The organism is Pseudocolwellia antarctica, from assembly GCF_049933045.1.
GTDB lineage: Bacteria > Pseudomonadota > Gammaproteobacteria > Enterobacterales > Alteromonadaceae > Pseudocolwellia.
Genome location: NZ_CP187926.1, coordinates 3,030,482 through 3,043,781 on the forward strand (window position 1 = coordinate 3,030,482; position 13,300 = coordinate 3,043,781).

The window sequence follows — 13,300 nt, forward strand, 5'->3', positions numbered from 1 at the left end:
GTTATTTTTCATCGCCTAAACGAGCAATTTCTTCACCAAACTCTTTGATGTCTTCAAACGACTTGTAAACTGAAGCAAAGCGAACATAAGCCACTTTATCTAAATCTTTCAGTTGTTCCATAATCGTATTACCTAGCATTTCGCTTGAAATTTCACGTTCACCTGTTGCTCGTAATGCTGACTTTACTTTATTAATAGCAAGTTCAACATTCTCGACACTTACAGGTCTTTTCTCTAAAGCTCTCACTAAACCATTACGCATTTTGTCTTCATTAAACGGTTCTCTTGAACCATCTCGTTTAATGATTTTTGGCATAACAAGTTCAGCTATTTCAAACGTTGTATAACGTTCACTACAAGCTAAACATTCACGTCTTCTTCTAACTTGATGTCCGTCAGCGACTAATCTTGAATCGATAACTTTAGTCTCTGTTTCAGAGCAAAAAGGACAATGCATGGTGTGATCCTACAACTGGTGTTAAAACATTTTACTTAATCATTTTGAATATAGAGCTAAATAACTAAATAAAATGAATTTAATAAATAAAAATGGCCGCTAATGCGGCCATTCTATTCGATATTAACAATTCAAACTACTGTTCTGTTTTACGTATTAACCGTAAACAGGGAAACGTGAACAAAGCTCTTTAACTTTAGCTTGAACCGTTGTAATAGTTTCTTCGTTAGTAATATCGTCAAGAATATCACAAATCCAGCTTGTTAATTCTTTAGTCTCTTCAACACCAAAACCACGACGTGTAATTGCTGGCGTACCTAAACGTAAACCTGAAGTAACAAACGGAGAACGAGGATCGTTTGGAACAGAGTTTTTGTTTACTGTGATATGAGCTTTACCTAATGCAGCATCTGCATCTTTACCAGTAATGTCTTTATCAATTAGGTCTAATAATAATAAATGGTTATCAGTTTTGTTTGATACAACTTTGTAACCACGGCCTTGAAGTACAGCAACCATAGCTTTAGCGTTGTCTAAAACGCCTTGCTGATAAACTTTGAATTCTGGTTGTAAAGCTTCTTTAAATGCTACTGCTTTTGCTGCAATAACGTGCATTAAAGGACCACCTTGACCACCAGGGAATACAGCACTGTTTAATTTTTTGTAAATGTCTTCATCATCACATGCAGAAACAATTAAACCGCCACGTGGGCCAGCTAATGTTTTATGTGTAGTTGTTGAAACTACATGAGCATGTGGAACTGGGTTAGGGTATAAACCAGCAGCAACTAAACCAGCAACGTGAGCCATATCTACGAAGAAATATGCACCAACTTTGTCTGCGATAGTACGCATGCGAGCCCAGTCAACAATACCTGAAAACGCTGAAAAACCACCAATAATCATTTCTGGTTTATGTTCTACAGCTAAACGCTCTAATTCTACGTAATCAATATCACCAGTTTCTGGATCTAAACCGTATTGGAAAGCCTCATAAGACTTACCAGAAAAGTTTACATGTGAACCATGAGTTAAATGACCACCATGAGCTAAGCTCATACCTAATACTTTTCCGCCTGGTGTTACTAACGCTTGAAAAACTGCTGCGTTTGCTTGTGAACCAGCATGTGGTTGAACATTCGCGTATGTAGCACCAAAAAGTTCTTTAGCACGGTCAATAGCTAATTGCTCAGCAATATCAACAAACTCACAACCGCCGTAATAACGTTTGCCAGGGTAACCTTCAGCATATTTATTTGTTAACTGAGAGCCTTGAGCTTCAAGTACGCGAGTACTACAGTAATTTTCTGAAGCGATAAGTTCGATGTGTTCTTCTTGACGAACTGTTTCTTTGGCAATAGCCTCAAACAATTCAGCATCAAAATCTGCAATGTTCATGTCACGTGTAAGCATGTTAAATCCTCAAGTAATCAGCCAGTCAATCATCTTAGGCTGTGGGGTACATTCAATAAAAAACAATAAAATTTATGGGCAGTATTTTGCCTGAATCTTGTAATTTTGTATATGCAAAATATATAAATATTAAGGGATAATGTTAGTCGATTTAGTAATCGGTTATACCTTAATAGTTCGAATAAAATAATCGATTCAACTATTTTATTAAGCTATTGATTAAAAAACATCAGCTAACGAGTAATCTATGCTGCCTACCTGCCAACACTTGGCTTATATCAGCACTTTAAGATCTCTACATTTTCACCAAAAGTCAGTATTTAGTTTGTAAAGCGTTTCTATAATCAGATAAGTTTACGTCTGATAAAAATACAGAAACACCTACATTCAAACAATAAGCTGAATATAATACGAACAATGAAACAATACAACGAATAATATACTGACTACTTAACCTGAACTTGATTTAAGATGTTTTCAATTCATTGAAATTATGACTAATAAAATTTAACCCTGAAAGATCAACAGACTCTAGCTTGATAGTTTTTCTTTCTTCAAGGCAAATTTCGCGTCAATAGCTAGCCTATTGCAAGTAAATTTAACGATGAAGCAAGTAAAAGTAGCTGTTAGAGAAGAATATATTAAGCCGATCTCAGGTTATTTAGTCAATTAATGTTTAAAGGAGGTTTCAGTGTGTTGTACAGAGTAAAATATAACATTAAGGCTATAGCACTGAAAAAATTCAGAAATATAGCCTTGCATAGTGCATGGTTGCGCTATAAGAATAATCTAAGTTAACCCTAGCTTAGCGCTAAAACTACTTTCTCTGATTTTAAACGTAAAGAAAGTACAGTCACTAAAACCGCTGTTATACCTATAGTTACAATAGCGGTTCCAGCAAAAGCCGCCCAGTTGATCGCTAAACCTTTAAATAAATCGTCCATGAGTAGTGACTGACCTGAAACAGGTAACCAATCTAACCATGCAGGTTTATCATCAATAAACATTAAAGCCACAGGGATCATCGCGGGTAACATAATGATCATACTCACTGTTGACTGCGCTTCTTTAAAGCTTTTAGCTTGAAAAGATACGAACAACTGTAAAGCTGAGGCAAAAAAGCTGATAGGTAATAAGAGTAGAATTAAGAATAAAACCATATAAATATCTAAGTTAAAGGTGGCTCCTATCTTAGTTAAATCAACAAAACTCACCGAGAAAGACGTTAATACCAAGGTTAAGGTTACACCTATTATTGAAATAGTACTGGCACAACACAACTTAGCTAATACTATTTTGAATGTGCTAACAGGCTGACATAGCAACATTTCTAATACGTTTCGTTCACGCTCGCCAGCACTTGAATCAATAGCTACAGAAAGACCCGACATAAAGGCCGCCATTAATACGTATAAACCTAACATTAATGAAATGAACATCGCATTACTATTCGGTTGAGAAGTATCTTGGTCGTTAATATTGATAGGTCTTAAAAGACGAGGATCAATACCACGAACTATAAGACGCTTGGCTCCAATACTTTGACCATAAAGGCTGATCTCATTTTTAACACGACGAATGGGTGAGTTTAATGCTTTCTCGCTAAAATCAGCTCGTAAAGTAATAGTGATCACTCGCCCTTCTTGCATATTTTCAACAAAATCATCAGGGATCATTAATTCAATATTACGCTCTTGCCAAAGATCCTTTAAATTTTCAGGGGCGTCTGTTAATGAAAAAATATTATTTTGTTTAAGCTGAGTCATTAACTTAGGCGCAAAACTTTCGCCTGTTACATTTAAATATACAGGTGGGGTTTCCACCATCTCTTTGATCATGGTTTTCGACAATACTAAAATCATAACAGGTGCTAACATCGCCATGGTCATGGCCACCATAAGTGCGCGCCTATCTCTAAAAGCTTCTTTAAATTCTTTTGTTAATAACGCCTTAAACTGGATCATGCAGCAACTCCTTCGTCAGAACCAATCAATTTAACGAAGGCATCTTCTAATAATTTTTCACCTGCCAAGTCACATAGTTCCTGAGGTGTACCTTGAGCCGCAAGTTTACCGTTTGCCACTATAATGACGCGATCGCATAAAGCCGCAACCTCTTGCATAACGTGAGATGAAAACAAAATACAGTGACCTTTATCTCTAAACTTAGCTAAATGATTTCGCAATACCCGCGTACTCATAACATCTAAGCCACGCGTTGGTTCATCCAATACAAAGTTTTGAGGTTGATGTACTAAAGCTTGCGCTAAAGTCACCTTCATTCGTTGACCTTGAGAAAAACCTTGGGTTTTACGGTGAGCAAGTTCTTCCATCTCTAATTCTTGAATAATCACTTCAATAGCTTTGTGTTTAGCTGCGCCTTGTAAACCATGGATACTGGCAAAATAGTCAATTTGTTCGTAAGCCGTTAAGCGTTCATACAAACCAAACTTATCAGGGAATATACCTAATTTGGCTCGCGCTTCAATTGGTGACTGGCTTACTTGAATACCATCAATAATCGCTGAGCCTGAATCGGCTTTTAACAAGCCATAAAGTGTACGCAAGCAAGTAGTTTTACCTGCGCCATTTGGTCCTAAAATACCAGTGATCTCGCCATCTTTTGCTGTAAAAGATAAACCATTAAGGGCTTTAACCTGTTGCTTTTTAGTTCGTAAAAAAGACTTATGTAAATTATTAACTTCAATCATAACAATCGCCTTATATACTGCCGTTTAAACTTGTCATGAATGACTCGCTAGGTAATTCTGCTAAACAAGATGAATCAACATCTTTAGGATTTAAATGCCCTAAAAACTCATTAACCATACCGACACTACATGGCGTAGAAGCAACAATGTGAGCATTGCTTTTTGAAATAATGTGATGACTATTAGTTAAAGTACCTGCTGATATTTCACCATTACTCGGTGGGGTTACAGGATCTAAATCACCTGAAAGAATTAAGGTAGGAATATTAGCAACCACAGGCTGATAAAAAGCCGATTCTACTTCATATTTAGGCCACACTTTACAAGCTGATTGGTAAACCGTTTGGGTACTGCCTCTGCCAAAATCATTGTCGCTGTCTTGAGTTAACATGCTTTGAGTAACTCTTGGTATATCTTCATTACATACGATATTAAAGGTTAGGCCAACGTACATGTTCATACCACCATCACTAGTAGCAATAAGGCCAATTAACGGTTGGTAGTTTTCTAAAAAAGCTTGATGGATAATTAAAGGCACTAAACTGCGAGTTTCCATACTATAAAGTTGTTTAAAGATGTTATTAATAAACTTTAAATGGCTCAGGTTAAAATCTGTTTTGGTGCCTAGTCTTGGGTGATTAATCGCTAATGACACTGTATTTTTAGATAAACGCTTTACGACGGTATCAAACTCTTCTCTTAAGTTTGGATAGGCTTTGTTACAGCTTTCATCATTTAAACAATGTTCTAATAATAAGTTAAACGATCGAGCTGAACTTGCGCCAAATAAGCCGATAGGAATTTCTATAGGACCTACACTATCAAGCACAACACTTTTAATTGAATCAGGAAATAGACGCATATAAACCAGTGCAGCACGAGTCCCATAAGAAGCGCCATATAAATGCACTTGCTTATGACCTAAAGCTTTTCTTACTGCATCAAAATCACGTATTGCATTTTCACTGTTGTATTGGCTAAGTTCATGGCTTTCTTTGAATTGTTCTACACAATCAATAACGTCTTGTTCCGCATAATCTTCAGGGATCACACTATAAAACTGATCTGTTTTTTCTTCATCGCATAACATAGGTTGTGATAAACCTGTGCCGCGTTGATCTACCAATATTATGTCGCGGGTTTTTCTTATTTCTGCAAAGCCATTAATAATGTGTGCTGCAAGTTCAACGGCAGCTTGCCCAGGACCGCCAGCTAAAAACATCAAAGCTTCTTTATCTTGAGAGTTATCTATCGCAGGTAATACAGCAAAGTTAATTGAAATCTTTTTACCTTCAGGCTTTTGATAATTTTCAGGTACCAGTAAAGTACCGCAAGTAACTTGAGAGCGAATGCCGTCAAGATGGCAATTTTCTATATTGGCAACCTCATCATTAGCCCAAACAAAATTTGCTGTAAACGCGGATATAAATAAAAGTAGAACGGGTAATGTTGTTCTCATTCAGTAAACTTCCCTTGTAAATATTAACCATCTGATGTCTATTTGAGGAGTTCCCTTAAAAATAGAGCTTTCGTACGTAATGATAGAAATAATAGTTTATTGCATTAATTCATTTGTTTATAACACACCCAATATAACTCCCGAAAAAAGTGGTAACCCTGCAGGTGTTGTTTTAAATGCAGACAAACTAACAACTCAACAAATGCAGTATATTGCCACACAAGTGGGATACTCTGAAACTGCTTTTGTCTCATCCGATGATCAGTGTGACTTTAATGTCCGCTTTTTCACACCCAATAATGAAGTCGATTTTTGTGGTCATGCCACCTTAGCAGTTTTTGCTTTACTCTTTAAAAAGAACATAATTACAGCTCGTACTTATAGCCAACACACTAAGGCAGGTAAACTAAAAGTTAACATTGCTGAAGATGGCTTAGTCAGCATGGAACAAACGCTTCCTCAATATTTAGGTGAAATCGACAATAAGGAAGTTGCTGATCTGCTGAATATTCCCGAAACGTTATTTTCTTCTACGAACTTACCTTGTGAAATTATTTCTACGGGATTAGCAGATGTTATTATTCCTGTACCGTTTGAGTCTTTAGATTCAATCATCCCTCATTTAGATAACATATCTCGCTTTAGTGAAGAACATAACGCCGTTGGTATCCACCTGTTTGAATTACCTCAAAAGACCCGCAATAATATTGACCGCAAACTCAAAGAAAATACGACTATCAGCTGTAGAAATTTCGCCCCTTTATTTGGTATTTCAGAAGAATCTGCAACAGGAAGTGCATGTGGCGCTCTCGCTTGTTATCTAACTAAGCACAAAGTTTTTGATACTGATAATTATATTTTTGAACAAGGAAAAATGATGTCTTCACCTTCAATACTTCAAGCTAAGGTGCATAAAACTGAGGGTATTATCTCTCAGGTAGAAGTGAGTAGGCATGGGCATATATTTACGCTTAAAAAATACGCTATTAATACTAATTACATGAGCTGAAGTTATTAAGATTAATAGCGTATGTTAGCTTTACGTTTTAGATACTGATGTTTTATAAATTGGGCTTATATATAGAACTAACCGACTTTAAATGAATTAACAGTATCTTGTAATGATGCGGCTAATTGAGCCTGATGTTGCGCTGTAGTTGCTATTTGCTTAGCACCAGTGACTGAACCTAATGAAGCGTCTTCAATATTCACTACACTTTTAGCTACATCCTGAGTCACAACCGCTTGTTGCTCGGCAGCTGTCGCTACCTGCTCAGTTAGTGAGAATATATGGTTAACCGATTGCGTAATATTACTTAATACCTGCTCTACATTTTTTGAATTTACAACGGCATCATTAGCTTTACTTTGACTATTTTCAATCACGCCAAACGCTAAGTTCGCATTACCCTGTAATTCACTAATAAAACTTTCAATCTCGTTGGTTGATTGTTGCGTACGTTGCGCTAAAGTTCTAACTTCATCAGCCACCACAGCAAATCCTCTCCCTTGCTCCCCTGCTCTTGCCGCTTCAATCGCCGCATTTAACGCTAATAAGTTAGTTTGTTCAGCTACAGATTTGATCACATCAACAATATTAGTAATGTTTAAACTACTTTCATGCAAGCTGGTTATTTTGACTGATAAGTCTGAAATGTCTTCTGCTAGAGCTTCAATAGATCGATAAGATATTTTAACGATATCTAATCCTGCGTTGGCTCCTTTATCAGCGTCTTTTGCTGCATCGACCGCACTTTTAGTATTCATAGCCACTTCTTTTACGGTGACTGATAATTCTTCAATTGATGTTGCGACTAAAGCAATTTCTGCTTGTTGCTCTTCAATATTTTTAAAGCTGTATTCACATGTTTGTGCAGTTTCTTCAGCCTCTGATGCTAAAGAAATACTTGAGCCAGAAATCTCAGATAAGGTATTTGAAAACTTTTCTAGAGTTAAATTCAACACATTAGAAATAGTGCCTAATTCACTTTTATCGTTATATTGAGCTCTAACGGTTAAATCGTTTTCTTCTCTTACTTTGCCTAACACGCTAAGTAAATCTTTAATGCGATTATTCAAATCATTGATAACAGCTAAACTAATCAAAATAACCAACAAGCTTATAATGAGAACACTCACAATAGATAAAATTAACGACTGATTCGCATCACTTCTAATTTCATGTGTTAACGCTATTAAAGATGTACCTAATGTATTTTCAACTTCTTTTAGTTGTTTGATTCTGCCTGTTGCTTGCTCAAACCAATAACTTTCATCAATACCAAACTCACCCTCTGCCGACTTTTTAATAACAACTTGCCTAAGTCGTTCAACTTCAATAGCTGCGGGCTTTTGCATTGCTTGCGAATAAAACTGAGTATTTTCAGTTGTTGATAAATCTTTAAAGTTTTGGAAGTAAGTATTTTGTTCTGAGATAAGATTAATGGTACGAACCAATAATGGAGAAGATATGCTATCGATAGAAAACACATTACTTAAAACCGCTCGCTCGATTCCAGCTCTTTCTTTACCTTGTAAGAAGTTATAATAGGCGATCATTTCTTTGGTTATGTTAGCTTCGGTACTCAACAAACTAATAACTTTAGACACGCTTAATAGCTTTGCATTAAGGCTTGTGTAATATGAAAGTGCTGCGTTTAATGACACTGTTTTAGCATCAATACTTCTTCTAATAGTACTTAACTGGTTTAATTGCTTATTTATACTGTTATGTAGTTCAACGATAACTTTTGTAGTTTCATCGTTTTTTTGCCAAAAGCTTTGCTGCTTATCTTGTTCACTATTGGTCAGCTTTCTTTGTGCTGCCAACTGAGTTTTAAATGACTTGCCATTAGAACCAATAAAGCCCGCAGTTAATCCTCGTTCTTTTTGTAATTCATGTACTAGGCTACTATAAACTACCGACAGTTCAGTAAGTTGTGTCAGTTTTTCCATCTCATTTTTAAGCGTAAAATAATTATTAACAGAAACAACACTCATCCATAAAAAACTGATTAACGGAAGTAATAATAAAAAACATATTTTTCTTTTAAATGAAAGATTTGTAAACATAATGTAAATATCAATCCTAGATAATTTAAGCTATCTAATAGAATAGCTTTAAATTCAAATAAAGCAACAAATAGGCGTTATCCGCTGATGGAATAACCATTTATATCAAAAACTTACAAAACCTTCGTTAAAAGCTTTATCCTTTATTTAATTAGCCAGTATTTATGGTAATATTTACCTACTTTTAAGGTGTTTTATTTGTGAATTAAGAACAATATTAATTTACGATAAACTTAAAGGGGAATATGGTGCAACATATACTTAAATATGCTTAATTCCATAACTGTTCCCGCAACTGTAATGAGAGCTTGATACGTTTTTTAGCAAGCCCTTAAGTCAGAACACCTGCCTTAATAGTTTTAGTAACCGTGCGGGTAACACGAAAATCTAGAACATCACTTCTGTTATAGTCGATGCTCTTTTATTTCATCCCCTCTATGTTTCTAATAATGTATTTCTTCAGCCAAAATTCTTTATAAAATTAGGCTTTCTGTAATCTTGTGGTTTTTTAAATTAGACGTTTATGTCCTCTTTTGTTTTACAAGCGAATAGCCTGACTTGGTCTGTGAATAAAAAACACATTCTTAATGATATTGATCTCAATATAAAAGTAGGCGAAACGGTTGCGATAGTTGGTCCTAATGGCGCAGGAAAAACGTCTCTACTTAAATGTCTTTATGGCGAATGTTCTAATTATTCAGGTAATATTTATTTAAACGGTAAATCACTTAACCTTTTAAATTTAAAAGATATTGCTAAAAAAATAGCGGTTGTTAGTCAGCATTCTGAATCTGCATTCAATTTAACTGTTCTCGATATTGTATCGATGGGATTAATTCCCCATAAAGGCTTATTTGATATTAATACCAGTGCCGACCGACATAGTATTGAGCAAGCTTTAGTAAAAGTAGATTTAATAAGTAAACAACATCAGTTATTTAATACCTTATCTGGTGGCGAGCAACAACGAGTATTAATTGCCCGAGCGATTGTGCAAGCGCCAGATATTCTGATTATGGATGAGCCAACAAATCATCTCGATATGTATTATCAACATCAAATATTAATGTTAGCTAAAACGTTAAATATTACTTTATTGATCACTATTCACGATCTTAATTTGGCTGCCCAGTATTGTGATCGAATTGTTATGTTAAATAATGGAGAATTAGTGGCCGACGATACACCTGAAGCAGTATTTACTGCCGAAAAGCTTACCGAAGTATTCAAACTTGAATGTGCTATTGATAAAAATCCTTTCACACAAAGTACTCGAATTACATTTTCAGGCATTAATAATAGTGCGAATGATGAATCAGCTTGGTTACATTCATGAAAAAACTCTCCTTTAAAACCTCTTTATTACTTATTTCTGGCTTAGTTGTTTTTTCACTTATCGCTTCAATGGGATTCGGTGTTGTTGAGTTAGGTCATAAAGCGGTATGGCAATGTATTACCCAAAGTTGTGAAAAAAGTATTTATGACACGATCTTGTGGGAGATACGTTTTCCAAGAGTATTACTCGGCTTTATTGCAGGTTTTGGTTTAGCTATTGCTGGCGCGCTTATGCAAAATGTAACTCGAAACCCGCTGGCAGATCCTTACCTCTTCGGCATTGTTTCGGGTGCAGGCTTAGGAGCAACACTGACTCAATTTCTCCCCACAACGGTGCAACTGATCACTTTACCTATAGCTTCCTTTTTAGGTTCACTTTTAGCTGTAGGAATTATTCTCATTGTGCTCTACCAGAATAATTGGCGACGTATCGAGCATTTATTATTGGCTGGTGTAGCTGTATCCTTCTTATTAAGCTCTTTAACATCTTTTATTCTTTATAGTGGAGAAGCTTTTTCAACAAATCGTGTGATTTTTTGGTTAATGGGAAGCTTAGCCAGAGCAGATAGTACGGCGCTTCTATGGATTTCCCCCGTCATTATTATTGCCACAATTATTGCCATATTATTAGGTCGACAGCTTGATGCTTTATTACTCAGTGATGACAGTGCTCGGACCCTTGGCATAAAAGTTGAAAGGTTACGTATTATTACACTAGTTTTATGTGCAGCTATAACTGCAGTTATCGTGTCTTATTGCGGTGGCATTAGCTTTATAGGTTTAATGATCCCACATATGGTTAGGCCCTTTGTTGGCATTACTAGTTCAAAATTATTTATAGCCGCAGGATTAGTTGGCGGCTGTTTTTTAGTATGGGTAGATGTTGTTGCTCGTACAGCCTTGGGTGGTCAGGAAATACCTATCGGCGTAATTACCTCAGCTATGGGAAGTTTATTCTTTTTAGCTCTATTGAGAAAAATGTAAGCGAGATCACACATGGAAATAAATGCACTAGACATTAAATTTGAAACGGAAATCAAAGAAAAGATTAATCAAAAAACTAAACCTATTGGATCTTTAGGACAACTTGAAGATATAGCATTACAACTGGCTAGTATTCAAAGTAATAAAGCTGGAAAACTAGTTTCTAATATTGTTATTACTAAACCTGTCGCTGTTGTTTTTGCAGCTGAACATGGTATTAGCGAAGAAGGAATTTCAATAGCACCAAGTTCCGTTACCCGACAAATGGTGCAAAACTTTTTAGCGGGCGGAGCAGCAATTAACTGTTTTTGTGCAGTGAATAACATTGACTTAAAAGTAGTAGATGCAGGCATTGTTGAACCTATAACAGAATCATTCCCTAACTTAATCAATATGAGATTAGGCGCGGGCACTAAAAACTTTGTAAACCAGCCAGCCATGACTAACGAACAAGTTGAGTTAGGTCTAAGTTATGGCGAGCAAGTTGTAGCTCCATTGATTGAAAACGGTACAAACTTGCTTATATTTGGCGAAATGGGTATCGGTAATACAAGTGCAGCAACAGCGATAACCTCGCGTTTAATTTTTGCTGATGTCGATTTATGTGTAGGCGTTGGCTCAGGCATTAGTGCAGAGCAATTATTTAAAAAGAAAAGCCTTATTGAAAAAGCCTTAAAACGTTTTTCCTCAAATGAGCCATTAACCGTATTAAAAGAAGTCGGAGGGTTTGAAATTGTTCAAATGACTGGAGCAATATTAGCTGCAGCAAAAGCAGGTGTAAGTATTTTAGTTGATGGTTTCATCGTAAGTAGCGCAGCGCTTTTAGCTTGTAGAATAAATGACAATGTTCGCGATTATTTGATTTTCTCTCATGAATCGAACGAGTTTGGTCACCAGCTATTACTTGCTCATTTAAGAGCAAAACCTTTATTGAATTTAGGTTTACGTTTAGGCGAAGGCACTGGCGCCGCACTCGCTTTACCTCTATTAAATGCTGCAGCGGCTTTTTACAATAACATGGCAAGTTTTGAAGATGCTGGAGTCATCATTTGACCGAACCGACACTTTCAAAAGTAAATGTATATAAACGATATTTGAAACGACAGCTTAACCTGTTTTATTTATCGTTAACTTTTTTCACGCGCATTCCTGCGCCAAAAAGTATGTATTACAGCCCTAGCTTGCTTAATAAGTCAGGACGCTATTTCTCTTTAGTCGGGCTGCTCATCGCTGGCATACTCAGTGTACTATTTACTGTTATTACCCCGTTGTTTCCTGCCTCGATTAGTGCCGCTTTACTCATTATTATGAGCTTGCTGATCACAGGCGCTTTTCATGAAGATGGACTTGCAGATATGGCCGATGGCATTGGCGGAGGCATGACACTAGAAAAACGCCTCACCATAATGAAAGACAGCCGCATAGGTACTTACGGTTCGGTTACACTTTTCATGGCATTAGCATTAAAGCTATTATTACTTATCGAACTTGTTGAAATAAGTATGTTAATTCCCTCGTTATTCTTAGGCTATAGCTTATCTAGAGCAGTAGCAGCCAGCTTAATATACGATCTTCCTTATGTAGCGGATATAGACACAAGTAAAAGTAAGCCATTAGCCAGCAAACAAACACGGTTTGAATTAACACTCTTATTTATTATTGGTGTTATTCCTGTTATCTATTTTTCCTTAACTACCCTCTTATTTATCGCGTTAACACTTTTTATCTTTAGAGCACTTTTTAAGTCTTGGTTAATAAAACGTTTGGGCGGATATACGGGTGATTGTTTAGGTGCTTGCCAGCAAATTAGTGAACTACTTATTTATCTGGTGATTATTGCGTGCTTTACTCCTTATCTTCAGGCATAAAT

The 13,300-nt window shown here is 36.2% G+C and carries 11 protein-coding genes and 1 riboswitch; of the genes, 5 read left to right on the forward strand and 6 right to left on the reverse strand.

Annotated elements, in window-relative coordinates:
• Nucleotide 1 precedes the first annotated feature (1 nt).
• From nrdR to ACPUVN_RS13110, 5 genes are all read right to left on the reverse strand, one after another.
• On the reverse strand, nt 2-457 hold the full coding sequence (gene nrdR, locus ACPUVN_RS13090) for a transcriptional regulator NrdR (RefSeq protein WP_426359885.1): 456 nt from the start codon (nt 455-457) through the stop codon (nt 2-4).
• Between the two features lie 156 nt (nt 458-613).
• Nucleotides 614-1,870, reverse strand: coding sequence for a serine hydroxymethyltransferase (gene glyA / locus ACPUVN_RS13095; RefSeq protein ID WP_426359884.1), 1,257 nt, complete (start codon nt 1,868-1,870; stop codon nt 614-616).
• Nucleotides 1,871-2,670: 800 nt separating this feature from the next.
• A complete protein-coding gene (locus ACPUVN_RS13100; RefSeq protein WP_426359883.1) occupies nt 2,671-3,834 on the reverse strand; it encodes an ABC transporter permease in 1,164 nt (387 codons plus the stop codon).
• A complete protein-coding gene (locus tag ACPUVN_RS13105; protein ID WP_426359882.1) occupies nt 3,831-4,580 on the reverse strand; it encodes an ATP-binding cassette domain-containing protein in 750 nt (249 codons plus the stop codon). Before ACPUVN_RS13105 ends, ACPUVN_RS13100 begins: the two co-directional genes overlap by 4 nt.
• Nucleotides 4,581-4,590: 10 nt before the next feature.
• Nucleotides 4,591-6,039, reverse strand: coding sequence for an alpha/beta hydrolase (locus ACPUVN_RS13110; RefSeq protein ID WP_426369226.1), 1,449 nt, complete (start codon nt 6,037-6,039; stop codon nt 4,591-4,593).
• 79 nt (nt 6,040-6,118) lie between these two features.
• Between ACPUVN_RS13110 and ACPUVN_RS13115 the strand changes: the two genes are divergently transcribed.
• Nucleotides 6,119-7,048, forward strand: coding sequence for a PhzF family phenazine biosynthesis protein (locus ACPUVN_RS13115; protein WP_426369227.1), 930 nt, complete (start codon nt 6,119-6,121; stop codon nt 7,046-7,048).
• Between the two features lie 77 nt (nt 7,049-7,125).
• Here ACPUVN_RS13115 and ACPUVN_RS13120 read toward each other — a convergent pair whose 3' ends face one another.
• On the reverse strand, nt 7,126-9,111 hold the full coding sequence (locus ACPUVN_RS13120; RefSeq protein WP_426359878.1) for a methyl-accepting chemotaxis protein: 1,986 nt from the start codon (nt 9,109-9,111) through the stop codon (nt 7,126-7,128).
• 170 nt (nt 9,112-9,281) lie between these two features.
• Nucleotides 9,282-9,478, forward strand: a riboswitch (cobalamin riboswitch).
• A gap of 156 nt (nt 9,479-9,634) precedes the next feature.
• On the opposite strand from ACPUVN_RS13120, the gene ACPUVN_RS13125 reads away from it, so the two are divergent.
• Genes ACPUVN_RS13125 through ACPUVN_RS13140 form a run of 4 tightly spaced genes read left to right on the forward strand, consistent with a single transcriptional unit; the run spans nt 9,635 to nt 13,298 of the window.
• A complete protein-coding gene (locus tag ACPUVN_RS13125; protein WP_426369228.1) occupies nt 9,635-10,447 on the forward strand; it encodes an ABC transporter ATP-binding protein in 813 nt (270 codons plus the stop codon).
• Nucleotides 10,444-11,430, forward strand: coding sequence for a FecCD family ABC transporter permease (locus ACPUVN_RS13130; RefSeq protein ID WP_426359876.1), 987 nt, complete (start codon nt 10,444-10,446; stop codon nt 11,428-11,430). The genes ACPUVN_RS13125 and ACPUVN_RS13130 overlap by 4 nt, the downstream gene beginning before the upstream one ends.
• A gap of 12 nt (nt 11,431-11,442) precedes the next feature.
• Nucleotides 11,443-12,483: a nicotinate-nucleotide--dimethylbenzimidazole phosphoribosyltransferase gene (gene cobT / locus ACPUVN_RS13135; protein ID WP_426359875.1), complete on the forward strand. Its 1,041-nt coding sequence runs from the start codon at nt 11,443-11,445 to the stop codon at nt 12,481-12,483.
• Complete coding sequence (locus tag ACPUVN_RS13140; protein WP_426359874.1) at nt 12,480-13,298, forward strand: adenosylcobinamide-GDP ribazoletransferase; 819 nt, start codon at nt 12,480-12,482, stop codon at nt 13,296-13,298. The genes cobT and ACPUVN_RS13140 overlap by 4 nt, the downstream gene beginning before the upstream one ends.
• The last annotated feature ends 2 nt before the right edge of the window (nt 13,299-13,300 follow it).